Below are 17,426 nucleotides of genomic sequence, written 5' to 3'. Positions count from 1 at the left end.
AAAGGGAGAGAGAAAATGGCTGATCTAAGCTGCAAAATTGCCGGGATTGATTCACTCAACCCCTTCTGGCTGGCCTCCGCACCGCCGACCGACAAGAAATACAACGTTGTTCGCGCATTTCAGGCCGGATGGGGCGGGGTTGTCTGGAAGACGCTGGGGATTGATCCGCCAGTGGTTAACGTATCGTCGCGCTATGGCGCGCATCATGACCAGAACCGTCGTTTGCTTGGTATCAACAATATCGAACTGATTTCCGACCGGCCGCTTTCGGTCAATCTTCAGGAAATCCGAGAATGTCGTAAAGAATATCCCGACCATGTGATCATCGGATCGATGATGGCCCCGATTGAAGAACGGGCATGGAAGGATTTGGCACAACAGATCGCCGAAAGCGGCGTGCACGGGATAGAACTTAACCTTGGCTGCCCGCACGGCATGTGCGAGCGCGGCATGGGATCGGCCATCGGGCAGGTGCCTGAAATGGTCGAACAGGTCACCCGCTGGGTCAAGGATGCGGTCGATATTCCGGTCTTTACGAAGCTGACGCCAAACATCACCAATATCCTGTGGTCGGCGGAGGCCGCGTTAAAAGGCGGGGCGGATGCCGTGTCGCTGATTAACACCGTTAACTCGATCATTTCGGTCGATCTGGACAGCATGGTTCCCGAGCCGATGGTTGATGGCAAGGGAACGCATGGCGGTTATTGCGGATCGGCGGTAAAGCCGATTGCGCTTAACATGGTGGCCGAAATTGCCCGCACGCCGGAAACCCGCGATCTGCATATTTCCGGCATCGGCGGGATTACCACATGGAAAGACGCTGTTGAATTCATGGCGTTGGGGTCAAACGCGGTGCAGGTCTGCACGGCTGCGATGATTTATGGTTTCCGGGTTGTCGATGATCTGATTGATGGCATGAGCCAGTGGATGGATGACAAGGGGTACACCAGTGTCGAACAGTTCACGCGTGCGGCCGTGCCGCAGGTCGCGAACTGGAACGAGCTTAACATGAATTTCGATACCAAGGCGGTGATCAACCCCGACAATTGTATCGAATGTGGTCGTTGCCACATCGCGTGCGAGGATACATCACATCAGGCGATTGCGATGAATGTCAAGGAAGACGGGCACCGTGAGTTTGTTGTCATCGACGAGGAATGTGTTGGTTGCAACCTTTGCTATCACATTTGTCCGGTGCCTGATTGCATCACCATGGAACCGGTCAAAACCGACAAGCCTTACATGACCTGGCCGGAACATCCGTTAAACCCGATGCGGCAGGCTGCCGAGTAATCCCAAGCCGGAAGACAGACAAAAGGATATCTAAATGACCGTTCAACCAAGTGTGCGCAATCTGTCGATCAATGGCGACCGGCTTTGGGACAGCCTGATGGAAATGGCAAAGATCGGCAAAACCGCCAAGGATGGCGTTTGCCGATTGGCGCTGACCGATCTGGATCGTGAGAGCCGAGACTTGTTCATCAAATGGTGCAAGGCCGAGGGTTGCACGATCCGCATCGACAAGATGGGCAATATCTTTGCGCGCCGTGAAGGACGCAATCCCGATCTGCCGCCGGTGGTGATGGGAAGCCATCTGGACAGCCAGCCGACAGGGGGCAAATATGATGGTGTTTATGGCGTGCTTTCGGGGCTTGAAGTAATCCGGGCTCTGAACGAAGCCAAATACGAAACCGAAGCACCTCTTGAAGTCGTTTGCTGGACCAACGAAGAAGGGTCGCGCTTTGCCCCGGCGATGGTCGCATCGGGCGTGTTTGCTAAGGTTTTCGACCTTGAATACGGTCATTCACGGGCCGATGTCGATGGCAAGACGATGGGCGAGGAATTGAAGCGTATCGGCTATCTTGGCGATGACGAAGCCACGATTGATGCCCATCCGATGGGGGCCTATTTCGAGGCACATATCGAGCAGGGCCCGATCCTTGAAGACGAAGGCAAGGATATCGGCATTGTTACCGATGCACAGGGGCAGCGCTGGTATGAAATCAAATTCACCGGTGTCGAAGCACATGCTGGACCGACCCCGATGAAAACCCGTAAGGATGCGTTGCTGGGGGCGGCCCGGGTGGTTGATCTGGTCAACAGGATCGGTCTGGATCGATCCCCACTGGCCTGTGCCACGGTTGGCATGATGCAAATCCATCCGAACTCACGCAATGTTATCCCGGGTGAGGTGTTCTTTACCGTTGATTTCCGCCATCCAGATGACGCGGTCCTGGCCGATATGGATAAGGCTCTGCGCGATGGTGTTGATAAAATTGCCTCCGAAATCGGCCTTAAAATCGAGTTTGAGCAGATTTTCTATTACGCGCCGGTTCCGTTTGACAAAACCTGCGTCGACGCGGTTCGCAATGCCGTTGAAATCGGTGGATATTCCGCGCGCGAGATTGTGTCGGGTGCGGGGCATGATGCCTGCTATCTGGCGCAGGTGACCCCGACCGCGATGATTTTTATCCCGTGTGTCGATGGTATTTCCCATAACGAGATCGAGGAAGTTCACAAGCACTGGTCAGATGCGGGAGGGCAGGTTTTGCTACATGCCGTTCTGGCCAAGGCCGACGAGACGATCATGGCACAATCGGTTTAGACCGATATCAACTACCTCCCATGAATACTCCAGACTGGACCGGCCTCTGTGCCGGTCTTTTTTTGTCAGTTGCTGTTAGATTTGGGCAGGTGAAAGGCAACCCATTCGGAAAGCTGCCCGCTGTCGTTCAGTTCAGTGATCAAGCTGTTGATCCGGGCGACATGCCGCACGCACGGGCTGCTGCGCGAAAACATGAATTGAACTTCGTTCACGGCCAGTGGTGGTTCAATGGCAATAACCTGTTGGTCGATGCCGTCAATCGCGACATTGGCCATGCCGTCATATCGCCCGAGCAATACATAATCGACCCGCCCGTTCATCAGGATATCGAATATGCGGTTGCCGGTTGGTGAATAAATCATGTCGAGCCTATCGGTGGCAAACCGGTCAATGAAATCGCCGTAGCTTCCGCCTTGGGGGCGCGCACCGCTGTGACCGATGAGGCTGTCTATGCTGTGAACTGAAAATTGCCGGTCAACATGCTGAAAGACCATCACATCATCGGATGCATAGGGAAGGGAATAGATGAAAGTCATCGCGCGTTCGGCCGTGTAATAGGCACCCGCCATCACATCGATTTCACCGGCTTCGAGCATCTGGATCGACCGGTTCCATGGGACTTCAAGATGCACTTTCAGACTGATACTATTTTCCTGCGTGTATCGACGCAGGATATCAATCGAAATACCCTGCGCGTGGCCGTTACTGTCTAAGTAAGAGATCGGTTCCCATCCTGCGGCACCGCCAACAACAATCTGTTTGCAGGCATCAGATGCTGCATGGGCATGATTGATAATTGCGGACAGGACAATGCAAGTCAGGACAAGCATAGGCATGACGCCCAATCGGATCGCGTAAAAGAATACGCGTTGAAAATACATGCTTACCCCCGTTGAAAACCGATCAGTGTTTGTCGATTTCAGATTTGGAAGCAGAGTATCTTTTACAACTATTCGTTAGTGTGGGGGACGGGCAGGCAGCTTTGTTGCGCCGGTTGCCTTTAAGACAGGCCAACACCCTTTAGAATGATGCGCACGACATTTTCCTTGGCCTCTGCGAATTGGGTATCCGACAGCGGTTGATCGTTGTTGAAGATTTCAATCTGGCGGGCAAAGTCGGCGTAATGCTGGGTCGTGGCAAAGATCATATACATCAGCGAGTACGGCTCGACCTTGTCCATTTTCCCCTCGGTGATCCAGCGATTGATCACCACTACACGGCTATCAAGCCAGTTTTTGACAGTGGTTGAAATGTAATCGGATGAAAATTTTGCCCCACGGATGATTTCATGCGCCCAGACGCGTGAACCATGCGGGCGGGCACGCGACAAATCCATCTTGGCTTCAATATAGCCGCGCAGGATTTCGGCCGGGTCGGAACTATTTTCAAATGTCATTGCTGCTTCAAGCCAGTGATCGCAGATGTCTTCCATGATACGGCGATAAAGGGCTTCTTTGGTGCTGAAATAGTAATGCACATTTGCCTTGGGCACATTGGCAATTTCGGCGATCCGCGCGGTGGTTGCTCCCTTGAAGCCGTAATCGGCAAAAACCAGTTCGGCAGCGGCGAGAATTTGCTCTTCGTTTTCCTGACGAATGGCGGCCTTGTGTGCACCGTTCAGTCCGGATTTGATTGCAGTCATCGACGTTCCCCGAAATTGCGTCATTTATCTTGACCGTTTGGTCAGGTTAAAATAATCTCTACTTTAGATACTAAAAAGCAAGCTTAAAATACGCGCCAAACCAACCGGGTATGTCCAAAATTTTGAACAACACCGGTGAAAGATAAACAGAAATTCGGTGCCGTAAACAAAAATCAGGGTCGCTGAAATGGCATTTGGCAGTCGAAAATTCGAAACCAGTTCCCGGTGACTTTAAAGCGCTAGTGCATGGGAGATTCCCGTGCTAACGATTTTTTCTGCACCCTTATCAGGTGTAGTCCAAACTGCCCTATGTGCGACATATCGCTCAGTCGGGGCGGTCTGGCTATTTAATAAAGTCGGACATTGATTTGGCCCGCCAAAACGATGTCAGGGAAGCACAAGAAAGGTACGGGAGACCTTTTTATGACAGCCACCACGAAAATCAGCCGACCGAACGATCTTTCGGCATTCTGGATGCCGTTTACGGCGAACCGCCAGTTCAAGCAGGCCCCACGCATGCTTGTCAGCGCGGAAGGCATGTATTACCAGACCGATGACAACCGCCAGATTCTGGACGGTACTGCAGGGCTTTGGTGCTGCAACGCTGGTCACAAGCGCCCCAAGATCGTCGAGGCGGTCAAGGCACAGATGGACGAACTGGATTATGCCCCGGCATTCCAGATGGGGCATCCCAAGGCGTTCGAGCTTGCCAGCCGTCTGGCGCAGCTTATGCCGGGCGATCTGAACCATGTTTTTTATACCAATTCCGGATCTGAATCGGTTGAAACCGCGCTTAAGATCGCGATTGCCTATCACCGGGCACGAGGGGACGGTCAGCGGACCCGATTGATCGGTCGTGAGCGCGGCTATCACGGTGTCAATTTCGGCGGTATTTCGGTCGGTGGTATTTCTGGTAACCGCAAAACCTTTGGCCAGATGCTGGGCGGGGTTGACCATATCCGTCATACCTATCTGCCTGATGAAAACGGTGTTACCCGTGGCATGCCGGAACACGGTGCGTTTCTGGCCGATGATCTGGAACGCATTTGCGCGCTGCATGATCCGTCAACCATCGCGGCCGTTATTGTTGAGCCGGTCGCAGGGTCGACCGGTGTTCTGATCCCGCCAAAGGGCTATCTGGAACGCCTGCGCGAGATATGCACCAAGCATGGCATTCTTCTGATCTTTGATGAAGTCATTACCGGTTTCGGTCGCCTTGGCGCGCCGTTTGCGGTGGATTATTTTGGTGTTCAGCCGGACATGGTAACGACGGCAAAGGGGCTTACCAACGGCACGATCCCCATGGGAGCGGTTTTCGCCACTGACGATATCCATGACACGTTCATGACCGGTCCGGAAAACATGATCGAGCTGTTCCATGGCTACACCTATTCGGGCAACCCGGTTGCCTGTGCGGCGGGCCTCGCGACGCTTGAAACCTATGAGGAAGAAGGCCTTTACACCAAGGGGCAGGAACTTGGCCAATATTGGGAAGATGCGGTTCACAGCCTGATTGATCTGCCGAAGGTCAAGGATATCCGTAATCTTGGTCTGATCGGTGCGATCGAACTTGAAAGCATCGAAGGCTTCCCGACCAAGCGGGCCTTTAGTGCATTCCTCAAGGCGTTCGAGAAGGGCATCCTGATCCGCACCACGGGCGATATCATTGCGCTTTCACCGCCGCTAATTATTGAAAAATCTCATATCGATCAGCTGTTTGGCACGCTGCGCGAAGTGTTGAAGGAAATTGACTAAGGACTGATTCCAGCTCTGCCCCATTGCGGGCAAGGTAGGCGAAAGCTGTTGGGAAACGTTACGTTTCACGATTTTCCGGTTTGCGTCCCATCATGGGAATTGGGGGCGCAGACCGGACCAAGCCACAAGATCGGCAAAAGTCGGCACATGGCACATATCAGATCAAGGAGGTATCTCGGATGTCTATGCTGAGAGGCGGACTGATTCAGATGAGCCTTAAGGGTTCAACCGAACAGTCGCCGGACGAAATTCGTCAGGCCATGATCGACGCGCATCTGCCCTATATCGAAGAGGCAGGGCGGCAGGGCGTGCAGGTTTTGTGTTTTCAGGAAGTGTTTACGCAGCCCTATTTCTGCCCCAGCCAGGACAGGAAATGGTATGACGCGGCCGAAGAAATCCCGAACGGCCCGACCACGCAACTGATGTGTGAACTGGCCAAGAAACACAAGATGGTCATCGTCGTTCCGATCTACGAGCAGGAAATTACCGGTGTGTATTACAACGCCGCCGCCGTGATTGATGCCGACGGGACCTATCTCGGCAAATATCGCAAAACCCATATCCCGCAGGTTGCCGGTTTCTGGGAAAAGTTTTTCTTTAAACCGGGTGTTTCGGAGTGGCCGGTGTTTGATACCCAGTATTGCAAGCTTGGCGTTTATATCTGCTATGACCGGCATTTCCCCGAAGGCTGGCGTGCACTGGCGCTTAATGGCGCTGAATATATCGTCAATCCGTCAGCAACGGTGGCTGGGCTTTCGGAACATCTGTGGAAGCTGGAACAACCTGCATCGGCGGTTGCCAACGGATGTTATATCGGGGCAATCAATCGTGTTGGCCGCGAAATGCCTTGGGATATCGGTGAGTTTTACGGCCAAAGCTATTTCGTCAATCCGCGCGGCGTGATCGAGAAGGAAGCATCGCGCGATCAGGACGAACTGATCGTGCATGACATGGATATGTCCATGGTGCGTGAAGTCCGGAACACATGGCAGTTTTTCCGGGACCGTCGGCCTTCGACTTATACCCGCCTGACCGACGGCAACTGAGATTTTAACGGCGAACGGAGCATGTGCCCCGCTCGCCGTTTTGCTTTGACCGACATTTTATATTCCGGCGCCAAATGACCGGGCAAAAGACAAGTCGGCAAGGTTCAGGGCAACGACCCTGAGGGAGGCTTTAGAGAGACATTCGATCAGGGGATACCCCATGACGTTAAAAGCAGTCGTCAATAATGTGGCGCAAATGCCCGCATCCGCCGACGCAGTTGTTGATATTCAAAAACTGTCGTTGACCTTTCAAACCGCTGACGGGCCGGTCTATGCCCTGTCCGACGTTGATCTGACGATTGAACGTGGTGATTTCGTTTCCTTTATCGGCCCGTCGGGCTGTGGCAAAACCACGCTCTTACGAGTGATTGCCGATCTGGAGAAAGCCACGGGTGGTGATATTTCGATCAACGGTGTTTCGCCGCAGGAAGCGCGTGAAAACCGTGCCTATGGCTATGTGTTTCAGGCCCCGGCATTGCTGCCATGGCGTTCGATTGAACGCAATGTGACCCTGCCGCTGGAAATTATGGAAATCCCCCGCGAAGAACGGATCAAACGGGGGCACGAGGCACTAAAACTTGTCGAACTGAACGGGTTTGAAAAGAAATTCCCGTGGCAGCTCTCGGGCGGGATGCAGCAACGTGCATCGATTGCGCGCGCGCTAAGCTTTGATGCCGATCTGCTTCTGATGGATGAGCCGTTTGGGGCGTTAGATGAAATTGTCCGCGATCATTTGAATGAACAGCTTCTGAAACTATGGGCCCGGACCAACAAGACGGTTGCCTTTGTCACCCATTCGATCCCCGAGGCAGTTTACCTGTCGACCAAGATCGTTGTGATGTCGCCAAGGCCGGGCCGGATCATTGATGTGATCAAAACCGATTTTCCGAAGGATCGCGGTCTTGATATCCGCGAAACACCAGAATTCTTGGAAGTAGCCCATCGTGTGCGTGAAGGGCTGCGGGCAGGGCATAGCTATGACGAGTAATGCCGCAACGATGAATGGTGCGATGGGTGGTGCGTCGCTTTGGTCGCGTTTGATGTCCGGGCAGGCTGGCCCGGTGACGGTGGTTCTGATTGCGCTGTTTGTCATCTGGTATGTCGGGGCGGTGTTCATGAACGCGCCGACCCAGATTGATCGCTATAACCGCGCCGGCGAAACCTGGACAACGACGCGCTTGATCGAAGATACGATGGCACAGGAACGGCCGATCCTTCCTGCCCCCCATCAGGTCGCGCAGGAAATGTATAAAACCATTTTTGCGACTTCGATCACGTCCAAACGGTCGCTGGTTTACCACACATGGGTGACGCTTTCATCGACCCTGCTGGGGTTTGTGATCGGTACAGCACTTGGCATTTTGCTGGCGGTCGGGATCGTTCATGTGGTGACACTTGAAAAAAGCCTGATGCCGTGGGTGATTTCATCCCAGACCATTCCGATTCTTGCCATTGCCCCGATGATCGTCGTTGTGCTCGGCGCGATTGGACTTAAGGGACTGGTGCCAAAGGCAATCATTTCGACCTATCTGTGTTTCTTCCCGGTGACGATCAGCATGGTCAAGGGCCTGCGTTCGCCGCAGGTGATCCAGCTTGATCTGATGCGGACCTATAACGCATCGAAATGGCAGACTTTCTGGTCGCTTCGCCTGCCATCGGCGATGCCTTATCTGTTTGCCAGTCTGAAGGTTGCGATTGCGATCAGTCTGGTGGGGGCAATTGTCGGTGAATTGCCGACGGGGGCGCAGGCCGGGTTGGGCGCGCGTCTTCTGGCCGGGTCGTATTACGGGCAAACCATCCAGATCTGGTCGGCATTGCTGACCGCGGCCTTTGTTGCCGCGATCATGGTGGTGATGGTTGGATGGTGTGAACGCCGTGTACTTGCCAGAATGGGAGTACGCGGATGACCAATATCAAACTTGATAAATTCTGTCTGGTTGCTGCGATTGCTGCCCTTTTGGCTTTGATCTTTCCGTTAACCGGAATTGATTCCGACAGCGGCAAACAGATCGCCTTTGTCAGCGACATTCCCGGAATTGCCGTTGCAATGGCGCTGTGTGTGATCACTGGTGCTGCCTTTACCTGGCTTGGTGTTGGTCGCATTCAGTATGCGGCAATCATTCTGGCGGTGGCGGTATTTGGCTGCTGGCAGGCGATTGGGGCGCTTTATGGTCAAGGGGTTGCCGGACATGCAGGAACCGGGTTCTGGCTGTTCATCCTGTCGCTTTGGGCGTTTATCTGGCGGGGGATTGATGTGGTTGCGCGTTATCGCAGCCTTGAAATGGCGAAACAGCAATCAGCCAATATTCTGGTGCCGATCGCGTTTGGCGTCTGGTTGCTGTTCCTTTGGGAAGTGATCGTGGCTGGTTTTGGCGTGCCGCAGGTTTTACTTCCTGCGCCAAGTGCCATTGGGCTTCGTTTCATCAGTTCGACCGACATTCTGGCTGCCGATTTCCATCAGACCTTCATCAAGGCCGTGATCAGCGGCTATGTGATTGGCTGCGGCAGTGCCTTTATCGTTGCGATTGCAGTCGACCGGGTGCCGTTCCTGAAACGGGGGCTTTTACCGCTGGGCAATATGGTGTCAGCGTTACCGATCATCGGTGTGGCGCCGATCATGGTGATGTGGTTCGGGTTTGACTGGCAATCGAAGGCGGCGGTGATTGTGATCATGACCTTCTTCCCGATGCTGGTGAATACCGTGACTGGATTGAACGCGGCAGGTGCGCTTGAGAAGGACCTGATGGCAACGTATGCGTCGGGTTACTGGTCAACCCTGTTCCGGTTGCGGTTGCCAGCAGCGATGCCGTTTGTCTTTAACGCACTTAAAATCAATTCCACGCTGGCGCTGATTGGTGCCATCGTTGCCGAATTTTTCGGCACCCCGATCGTTGGCATGGGTTTCCGTATCTCGACCGAAGTCGGGCGGATGAATGTCGATATGGTCTGGGCGGAAATTGCATTGGCGGCCCTGGCGGGGACCGCCTTTTACGGAGCTGTGGCCTACGTCGAAAGAAAGGCGACGTCATGGCATCCGTCATTTCGGGTACGTCGCCATTAAAGGCATCAAAAGACGGCCCGTCGGGAGGACTTGACAATAACCTGAGGAGACATCGACGAATGAAGAAAGTATTTGCGACTGCGTTAGGGTTAAGTGTCGGTTTGACATCGCTCTCGGCGATGGCGGCGGACGAAGTCACCCTGCAGCTTAAATGGGTAACCCAGGCACAGTTCGCCGGTTACTATGTGGCGCTTGACAAGGGCTTTTACGAAGAAGCCGATCTTGACGTCACGATCAATCCGGGCGGGCCGGATATTGCCCCGCCGCAGGTTATTGCCGGTGGTGGTGCGGACGTGATCGTCGACTGGATGCCATCCGCACTGGCGTCGCGTGAAAAGGGTGTTGCATTGGTTAACATTGCGCAGCCCTTTGCCAAGTCAGGCATGATGCTCACCTGCCTTAAGGAGACCGGTGTTGAAAGCCCGGATGATTTCCCGGGTCGTACGCTTGGCGTCTGGTTCTTTGGCAACGAATATCCTTTCTTAAGCTGGATGTCGAAGCTTGGCATTCCGACCGATGGCGGCGAAAAAGGCGTTACGGTTCTTAAGCAGGGCTTCAACGTTGATCCGCTGCTGCAAAAGCAGGCCGATTGCATTTCGACCATGACCTATAACGAATACTGGCAGGTTATCGATGCCGGTATCACTGAAGATCAGCTTAAGGTCTTCAAATACGAAGATCAGGGTGTCGCGACCCTTGAAGACGGCCTTTATGTTCTTGAAGACAATCTGAAGGACGAGGCTTTCGTCGACAAGATGGGGCGCTTTGTTGCTGCAAGCATGAAGGGCTGGCAGTGGGCGAAGGAAAACCCGGAAGACGCGGCGATGATCGTTCTGGATAACGATGCAACCGGTGCCCAGACCGAAAAACACCAGATCCGCATGATGCAGGAAATCGCCAAGCTGCTTGATGACGATGGCAAACTTGACGAGGCGGCCTATCAGCGCACCGTGGATAGCCTTCTGTCGGGCGGTTCCGATCCTGTTATCACCAAAGAGCCGGAAGGCGCATGGACCCACGCCGTTACCGACAAGGCGTCAATGTAACGATCCGATCCCCCGGCAGGTGCAAAAATCCTGCCGGGGGGCAAACCATCTGACGAAACTGAAAACGGGCAGGGATGCCGGGGCCTTTCCCGCAACTTTCCGGACCCTACGACAGACTGACAGACAAGGAGCCACCCATGTCCATGGTTATTCGTGGCGGAACAATCGTTACCGCCGATCTGACATACAAATCCGATATCCTGATTGAAGATGGCAAGATCGCCGCGATCGGTCAGAACCTGACCGGGGACAAGGTTGTTGATGCCGACGGCTGCTATGTCATGCCCGGCGGGATTGACCCGCACACTCATCTTGAAATGCCCTTTATGGGCACTTATTCCGAAGACGATTTTGAAAGCGGTACCAAGGCAGCGGTTGTCGGTGGTACGACGATGGTTGTCGATTTCTGCCTGCCTGCACCCAATCAGTCGCTGCTTGAAGCGCTTCAGGCGTGGGATAACAAATCGACCAAGGCGGTTTGCGATTATTCGTTCCACATGGCAATCACCTGGTGGGGCGAGCAGGTCTTTGACGAGATGAAAATCGTTGTCGAGGAAAAGGGTATCAACACTTTCAAGCATTTCATGGCCTATAAGGGCGCGTTGATGGTTGATGATGACGAAATGTTCGCATCTTTCTCGCGCTGTTCGGAACTTGGCGCGATGCCATTGGTGCATGCCGAAAACGGCGATGTGGTTGCGACCCTTCAGCAACGTTTGCTTGATGCGGGCAATAACGGGCCCGAGGCACACGCCTATTCCCGGCCTGTCGATGTCGAGGGCGAGGCGTGCAACCGTGCGATCATGATTGCCGATATGGCGAATGTGCCGCTTTATATCGTGCATGTGTCCTGTGAACCGGCACACGAAGCCATTCGCCGCGCGCGAGCCAATGGTAAACGCGTGTTTGGCGAACCGCTGATCCAGCATCTGATTCTGGATGAAAGTGAATATGCGAACGCGGACTGGGATCACGCGGCCCGCCGCGTCATGTCCCCGCCTTTCCGCAGCAAACTGCATCAGGATGGTCTGTGGAACGGTCTGGCATCCGGTAGCCTGCAGGTCGTCGCAACCGACCATTGTGCCTTCACAACAAAGCAGAAACGCATGGGCGTTGGTGATTTCACCAAAATCCCAAACGGGACTGGTGGTCTTGAAGACCGCATGCCGTTGCTGTGGACCTATGGCGTGAATACCGGACGTCTGACGATGAATGAATTCGTGGCAGTGACTTCAACCAATATTGCCAAAATCCTGAATGTCTATCCGCGCAAGGGCGCAATCCTTGTGGGTGCTGATGCGGACCTTGTCGTCTGGGATCCGAAGGCATCGAAAACCATCACTGCCAAACATCAGCAGTCTGCCATCGATTACAACGTGTTCGAAGGACATGAAGTCACCGGTCTACCGCGCTACACCATCAGCCGTGGCCGGATTGCCGCCGAGGAGGGCGTTGTCGTTGGCAAATGCGGTGATGGGGAGTTCATCCCGCGTGAACCGTATCCTGCGGTCAACAAGGCGCTGTCGAAATGGAAGGAACTCACGTCTCCGCGCAAGGTGGAACGCAGCGGAATCCCAGCAGGCGTGTGATTTAGTCCGTACCCAAGGGGATTTGGAAAACGGGCGGCTTGAGGGCCGCCCGTTTTATTCAGGCAGGTTGGAAAAGCTTTAGCCCGATAATTCCTGCAAGGATCAGGCCGATGGACATGATCCTTGCAAAGCTAAGGGCTTCGCCAAGGACGATTATGCCAAATATCACCGCGCCAACCGCACCGATCCCGGTCCATATCGCGTAAGCGGTGCCAAGTGGAATGCTGCGCATGGCAACGGTCAGAAGCCAGAAGCTTCCGGCCATGGTAATCAGGGTGAAAATTGTCGGAACGGGTCTGGTAAAGCCATCGGAGTATTTAAGGCCAGCAGCCCAACAAACTTCGAGAATTCCAGCCAAAAGCAATGCAATCCAAGCCATAACGGCCTCCTGGTTCAAAGGGGCCGTCCCCGGTCGTCATCATCAGGCGTATTCGGTCGTCCGATCGCGTGACAGCCAAGCTGTCATTGTCTTTGCCCCCGATATAGGGGCAAAATACCCCCACGGCAAATGCCCCGTCGGCAATGCTGCCATGCCATCCTGATCAGAATAAACGGACGTAATCCCGCCGATGTCAGCCAAAGCAAACAGCATATCCAATCACCCGAAAGTCGCCGGATTGATCTTGGCCGGGGGCGAGGGGCGACGTATGGGCGGGAACAAACCGTTTCGTGAACTGGCAGGTAAGCCATTGATTGCGCATGCGATCAGCGCAGCCGCCCGGCAATGCAACCATCTGATGATTTCAAGTAACCAAGACGCATCGTTGTTTGCAGCATTCAATTTGCCGGTCATTCTGGACAAACCCGAAACGGGGCACGGGCCGTTGGGCGGTATTCTGGGGGGATTGTCGGCATTGCCCGATGATATCGACTGGCTGGTCTCGTTCCCGGTCGACTGCCCGATTGTGCCCGATGATATGGCCCTGCAATTGATCAAGGCTGCGACAGATGCGGGAAAAAAAGCAGCCTTTGCCAGTCATGCCGGGCGGCATCATTATCTGTCGGCCGTTTGGCATCGTGATACGGGCGAGATCATTATGCGTCAATTGGCGGCAGATGACCGCCGTGTTGGCGGGGCCTTGCACGTTGCCAATGCTGTTGTCGTCGATTTCCCGGTTGAACCGGGGCAAAGTACGCCCTTTATCAATATCAATACACCAACCGACCTGAATGCAATGGATGCCGTTCTGGCAGGCCTGATCAATCTGTCTGATCGATAATCAGCGAACGGCACAGGGGCGCCAAGGCTTCCATGCTTTGTAATCGGCAAAGAAGTCAGACAGGAACTGGTCGACATTGGCCCGGTTTTGCGCGCGTGCAGCAGGTTTAAGGTCCTCGTCATATTTCGCGCAGGTCCGCTCGACCGCCATGCCGATTTCTTTCCAATCGACATTGGCCGCATGGCCGGGCAGGCCGGATGCGATTGCACACCAGCCGACAGCCCCGACGCGGTCATCCTTTTCGCGCGAAATTTCGGCAAGATAGGCGGCAGCACGAAGTTCGCCTTTTTCAGCCGCGGCGGAAAGATAGCTGATGCGGTCTTCGTCGTTTTCGGCAAAGCGGGTGGCAAGCAGGGTTGCCGCCCGCGGGTCGCCTTCGTTCCAGGCATCCGTCAGGAGTTCTTTTGCATGCGCCTTGTCACCTTGGTCAATCGCATCAAGGGCAAGCCACAGCATGGCCTGTGTCTGTTTTTGTTCGGCGGCGGTCATGTAAAGCGACTTGATGTTTTCCTTATCACCATTCGTTGCTTCCAACCGGCGGGCAAGAACCATGCTGGCGTCGGGTTGGGCGTTATTGGCGGCGGATTCCATCATGGCCCAGCCAGCAGTCTGATCGGTTGGTACACCGATGCCGTTGATTATCTGGCAGGACAGCAGATATTGCGCGGTGGCATTGCCTTGTTCGGCAAGCGGCGCAAAGGTTTTGGCCGAGGATTCGAAATTGCCGTGACGATAGGAATTCACCCCTTCATCAAGCGGGGAAGCGGCAGTTGCCGTCGCCATCAGGCACAGTGTGACGCCTGCCGTGACGGCCGAGAATTTCAGGATATGCGCGATCGAATTTTTCATGCTGTTTCCTGTGTATCGTTTTTTGTTGGTTAATGAAACCGGACGAAAAAATTCCGGGACCCGACCGTGACGTTCGGGGGAAGGGCATCCTTATCGGGCCCCGGATAGGTGCGCTCACGGGAGGGAGGCTTCATTGATGGTTTCATTGCCTTGCTGTCGTGTTGCTGCCGTTTGCTCGGACCGGATGGAGTCAAGGAAGTCGCGCACGCGTTTCCCGAGGTCGTCCGATTGATGACGCAGGCGATCTGTTGCCTGACGCAGGCCATCGACGGCCTGCAGATTGTCGCCTGCGGCGGTGCTGACCTGTGCAATCGTTGCATTCATTTCGCTGGCGGCGGTGGCGGATTGTTCGACGTTGCTGGCGATTTCGGCGACAAATTCCTGCTGTTCGTCGACGGCCGCCGACATTTCGCCGACCGTTTCGTGAATGCCGGTGATGCTGTCGCGGATGGTGGCGATGGCCTGTACCGCGACACCGGTTGTTGTCTGGATACCGGTGATGCGCTGGGCAATCCGGTCGGTTGCCGTGCCGGTCTGATTGGCAAGGTTTTTGACCTCTTGTGCGACGACTGCAAAGCCTTTGCCCGCGTCGCCTGCACGGGCGGCCTCGATTGTTGCATTCAGGGCCAAAAGGTTGGTCTGGGCGGCGATATCCTGAATAAGGTTAAGGATTTCACCGATTTCCTGCGCGCCGGTTTCAAGTTCGTGCATGGTGTCGCTGGTTTGACGGGCAGCATCGACTGCGTTGGTCGCAGCATTCACCGACTGCTGGGCATGAAGGCCGGTATCGCGCACGCGTTCGGACAGCGATTGCGCTGCATCCGAAACGGACGCCATATTGATCGATATTTCCTCGGACGCACCGGCAACGCCAGTGGCATTGCTAGATGCGATTTCGGCCTGTTCACGCACCTGATTGGATGTTGTCTGGATGTTTTCGGCTTCGCGTGACACATCCTTTGCTACCTGCATCACCGATGCCTCGAACGCGTCGGCCAGTTCCAGCATGGCGCGGCGACGTTCGGTTTCGGCGATTTCGCGTTCGCGGGCGACATTTTCCTCGGCCCGCTGGGCGGCAAGGCTTGTTTCGCGGAACTGGCCGAGAATTTCGGCCATGCGACCGATTTCATCGCGACCGGTATCGCGAACCTCGGTCGAAAGGTCGCCATTCGCCACACGGCGCATGCCGTCAATTACGCGGAGCAGACGTTTGATCAGGTTACCCCGGACATAGAAAATCAGGATCAGAAGCGAGATCACCAGAACCGCAATACCGATCAGGGCAATCACCTGCTGATCGCGAACCACCTGCGACAGGGCATTCGCTGCACTGTTATCGACCTCAAGACGTTTGGCATCGACCAGTTGTTCGATGGATGCGCTCAGCGCTTCGGCGCTGGTCAGGGTCGCATCAAGGGTTTGCTCGGTTTTGTACTGATTATCCCATTCGGTTTCACGCAGATCAAAAACGCTGTCTTTGCCAGCACCATAAACCAGCAATGCCTCGGCCAGTTTTTTGATCTGGGTGCCATCATTGTTATCAGGCAGTTTTTCCAGTGCGTCCGAAATGCGAAGCTCCGCCCAGCTCCACTGATTGCGGACCTCGTCCATGGCATCGCCTTCTGGCACGGCGATGGCCGCGGTCAGCATGCCGAATGCAAGGTTCACATTGGCGCGGATTTCCGAAATTAGCTGGGAAAATTTGATGGTTTCTTCAAGTTCGCCCGCTGCATCGCTGTTGCCCCCGGCAATACGCGATATGCCGCGCGATACATCGATATCGACAACCTCGACCAGCGGATTGATGAATTCCGAAAGGTCGCTATAGGCAAAGACCATATCAAGAGTCAGATCACCACGCTGCCTTTCAAGTTCAAGCCGCTGCATGGTCAATTCATGAAGCGTATTACGGCGGGTAACAATATCGTCAAGCTGTGCGGTCAGGGTTTCAATCGCATCGACGGCAACGGTTTGTGTAGGCTCCCCGATCTGCTCCTGCGCTTGATCAGGATTCTGATCCGGTATTTCGGTGTTACCTGCATTTGCGTCAGCTTCGGCATCCGCCGCGGCGACGGGCAGCATCAGGGGTTCCGGATTGGTTACGGCAATTTCGCCAAGGCGGGTGCGGGCATCACTGATCAGGGCATCAAGGCGTGCCTCAGTTTCAGCCAGTTCATCGGCATTGCGGGATGTGGCCAGAACCGGTGCCTGAGCCGCCAGTCCAACACCATCCATGGCAAGTTCCATCTGCCGGATGATTGAAGGCAGGCTGTCGGTGGTGATGTCGGCGACAAGCGCACGACTATTGCCAAACGAGATCCAGGAAACCACCGATGAAATACCGGCCAGTACCAGAATCAGGGCAAAAGAAGCCATGAGCCGACCTTGAATGCCAAGGCCAGCGCGACGTTTTTTAATCGCGGTATTCACTGTTTCCTCCCTGTCTTGCCCGCCATGAGCCAGACATTCCCCTTACGGGGTCTTGCATCCGGTTTGCCAGATGTCCCGGGTTTTTATCGATCCATAAAGCTGGATCGTGCTTTGAAATCGGTATGAACAAATAAGTTGTCGGAAAAATCGGCGGGACGGCCGGGGATGATAGATCATCCCCGG

At 54.6% G+C, this 17,426-nt stretch carries 15 protein-coding genes; 10 read left to right on the top strand and 5 right to left on the bottom strand.

Annotated features, from left to right (window positions below; all coding sequences use genetic code 11):
• The first annotated feature begins 15 nt into the window (after window positions 1-15).
• A complete protein-coding gene (preA, locus tag J7395_RS16970; protein WP_114122803.1) occupies window positions 16-1,293 on the top strand; it encodes an NAD-dependent dihydropyrimidine dehydrogenase subunit PreA in 1,278 nt (425 codons plus the stop codon).
• A gap of 34 nt (window positions 1,294-1,327) precedes the next feature.
• Window positions 1,328-2,605, top strand: a complete 1,278-nt coding sequence (locus tag J7395_RS16965) for a Zn-dependent hydrolase (protein WP_209222620.1) — start codon at window positions 1,328-1,330, stop codon at window positions 2,603-2,605.
• 65 nt (window positions 2,606-2,670) lie between these two features.
• Here J7395_RS16965 and J7395_RS16960 read toward each other — a convergent pair whose 3' ends face one another.
• Both J7395_RS16960 and J7395_RS16955 read right to left on the bottom strand, forming a co-directional pair.
• Window positions 2,671-3,486: a transporter substrate-binding domain-containing protein gene (locus J7395_RS16960; RefSeq protein WP_209222617.1), complete on the bottom strand. Its 816-nt coding sequence runs from the start codon at window positions 3,484-3,486 to the stop codon at window positions 2,671-2,673.
• A gap of 119 nt (window positions 3,487-3,605) precedes the next feature.
• On the bottom strand, window positions 3,606-4,247 hold the full coding sequence (locus J7395_RS16955; RefSeq protein ID WP_062958548.1) for a TetR/AcrR family transcriptional regulator: 642 nt from the start codon (window positions 4,245-4,247) through the stop codon (window positions 3,606-3,608).
• A 423-nt stretch (window positions 4,248-4,670) separates the two neighbouring features.
• Between J7395_RS16955 and J7395_RS16950 the strand changes: the two genes are divergently transcribed.
• The 7 genes from J7395_RS16950 (at window position 4,671) to hydA (ending at window position 12,744) form a co-directional block, all read left to right on the top strand.
• A complete protein-coding gene (locus J7395_RS16950; protein ID WP_062950835.1) occupies window positions 4,671-6,002 on the top strand; it encodes an aspartate aminotransferase family protein in 1,332 nt (443 codons plus the stop codon).
• 179 nt (window positions 6,003-6,181) lie between these two features.
• A complete protein-coding gene (locus tag J7395_RS16945) occupies window positions 6,182-7,048 on the top strand; it encodes a nitrilase-related carbon-nitrogen hydrolase (RefSeq protein WP_209222616.1) in 867 nt (288 codons plus the stop codon).
• A gap of 196 nt (window positions 7,049-7,244) precedes the next feature.
• Window positions 7,245-8,036: an ABC transporter ATP-binding protein gene (locus J7395_RS16940; protein WP_062950904.1), complete on the top strand. Its 792-nt coding sequence runs from the start codon at window positions 7,245-7,247 to the stop codon at window positions 8,034-8,036.
• Window positions 8,026-8,955 carry an ABC transporter permease gene (locus tag J7395_RS16935; protein WP_062950841.1) on the top strand — a complete coding sequence of 310 codons (930 nt, stop codon included), beginning with the start codon at window positions 8,026-8,028 and terminating at the stop codon, window positions 8,953-8,955. The genes J7395_RS16940 and J7395_RS16935 overlap by 11 nt, the downstream gene beginning before the upstream one ends.
• Window positions 8,952-10,109: an ABC transporter permease gene (locus J7395_RS16930; RefSeq protein ID WP_209222613.1), complete on the top strand. Its 1,158-nt coding sequence runs from the start codon at window positions 8,952-8,954 to the stop codon at window positions 10,107-10,109. Before J7395_RS16935 ends, J7395_RS16930 begins: the two co-directional genes overlap by 4 nt.
• 59 nt (window positions 10,110-10,168) lie before the next feature.
• Window positions 10,169-11,155: an ABC transporter substrate-binding protein gene (locus J7395_RS16925; protein WP_062950845.1), complete on the top strand. Its 987-nt coding sequence runs from the start codon at window positions 10,169-10,171 to the stop codon at window positions 11,153-11,155.
• 137 nt (window positions 11,156-11,292) lie between these two features.
• Complete coding sequence (hydA, locus tag J7395_RS16920) at window positions 11,293-12,744, top strand: dihydropyrimidinase (RefSeq protein ID WP_209222611.1); 1,452 nt, start codon at window positions 11,293-11,295, stop codon at window positions 12,742-12,744.
• Window positions 12,745-12,802: 58 nt separating this feature from the next.
• Here hydA and sugE read toward each other — a convergent pair whose 3' ends face one another.
• Entirely contained in the window at window positions 12,803-13,123 is a 321-nt protein-coding gene (sugE, locus tag J7395_RS16915) for a quaternary ammonium compound efflux SMR transporter SugE (RefSeq protein ID WP_209222609.1), read from the bottom strand.
• A gap of 190 nt (window positions 13,124-13,313) precedes the next feature.
• Here sugE and mobA point away from each other — a divergent pair, with 190 nt between their 5' ends.
• Complete coding sequence (gene mobA / locus J7395_RS16910) at window positions 13,314-13,964, top strand: molybdenum cofactor guanylyltransferase MobA (protein ID WP_209222606.1); 651 nt, start codon at window positions 13,314-13,316, stop codon at window positions 13,962-13,964.
• Here mobA and J7395_RS16905 read toward each other — a convergent pair whose 3' ends face one another.
• Together J7395_RS16905 and J7395_RS16900 are read right to left on the bottom strand one after the other, a co-directional pair.
• On the bottom strand, window positions 13,965-14,813 hold the full coding sequence (locus J7395_RS16905) for a sel1 repeat family protein (protein ID WP_209222604.1): 849 nt from the start codon (window positions 14,811-14,813) through the stop codon (window positions 13,965-13,967).
• Window positions 14,814-14,927: 114 nt separating this feature from the next.
• Window positions 14,928-17,189, bottom strand: coding sequence for a methyl-accepting chemotaxis protein (locus tag J7395_RS16900; protein WP_209222602.1), 2,262 nt, complete (start codon window positions 17,187-17,189; stop codon window positions 14,928-14,930).
• Window positions 17,190-17,426 lie beyond the last annotated feature (237 nt).

Origin of the sequence: Thalassospira sp. A3_1 (assembly GCF_017744215.1) — a bacterium.
Lineage (GTDB): Bacteria > Pseudomonadota > Alphaproteobacteria > Rhodospirillales > Thalassospiraceae > Thalassospira > Thalassospira lucentensis_A.
Note: the sequence above shows the minus strand (reverse complement) of the source record. Positions and strands in the feature narration are given on the sequence as shown.

Excerpts from the sequence above, each read along its gene's own strand:
- preA (WP_114122803.1), top strand. The coding sequence starts at position 16 with ATGGCTGATCTAAGCTGCAAAATTGCCGGGATTGATTCACTCAACCCC.
- J7395_RS16965 (WP_209222620.1), top strand. The coding sequence starts at position 1,328 with ATGACCGTTCAACCAAGTGTGCGCAATCTGTCGATCAATGGCGACCGG.
- J7395_RS16960 (WP_209222617.1), bottom strand. The coding sequence starts at position 3,486 with ATGTATTTTCAACGCGTATTCTTTTACGCGATCCGATTGGGCGTCATG.
- J7395_RS16955 (WP_062958548.1), bottom strand. The coding sequence starts at position 4,247 with ATGACTGCAATCAAATCCGGACTGAACGGTGCACACAAGGCCGCCATT.
- J7395_RS16950 (WP_062950835.1), top strand. The coding sequence starts at position 4,671 with ATGACAGCCACCACGAAAATCAGCCGACCGAACGATCTTTCGGCATTC.
- J7395_RS16945 (WP_209222616.1), top strand. The coding sequence starts at position 6,182 with ATGTCTATGCTGAGAGGCGGACTGATTCAGATGAGCCTTAAGGGTTCA.
- J7395_RS16940 (WP_062950904.1), top strand. The coding sequence starts at position 7,245 with ATGCCCGCATCCGCCGACGCAGTTGTTGATATTCAAAAACTGTCGTTG.
- J7395_RS16935 (WP_062950841.1), top strand. The coding sequence starts at position 8,026 with ATGACGAGTAATGCCGCAACGATGAATGGTGCGATGGGTGGTGCGTCG.
- J7395_RS16930 (WP_209222613.1), top strand. The coding sequence starts at position 8,952 with ATGACCAATATCAAACTTGATAAATTCTGTCTGGTTGCTGCGATTGCT.
- J7395_RS16925 (WP_062950845.1), top strand. The coding sequence starts at position 10,169 with ATGAAGAAAGTATTTGCGACTGCGTTAGGGTTAAGTGTCGGTTTGACA.
- hydA (WP_209222611.1), top strand. The coding sequence starts at position 11,293 with ATGTCCATGGTTATTCGTGGCGGAACAATCGTTACCGCCGATCTGACA.
- sugE (WP_209222609.1), bottom strand. The coding sequence starts at position 13,123 with ATGGCTTGGATTGCATTGCTTTTGGCTGGAATTCTCGAAGTTTGTTGG.
- mobA (WP_209222606.1), top strand. The coding sequence starts at position 13,314 with ATGTCAGCCAAAGCAAACAGCATATCCAATCACCCGAAAGTCGCCGGA.
- J7395_RS16905 (WP_209222604.1), bottom strand. The coding sequence starts at position 14,813 with ATGAAAAATTCGATCGCGCATATCCTGAAATTCTCGGCCGTCACGGCA.
- J7395_RS16900 (WP_209222602.1), bottom strand. The coding sequence starts at position 17,189 with ATGGCTTCTTTTGCCCTGATTCTGGTACTGGCCGGTATTTCATCGGTG.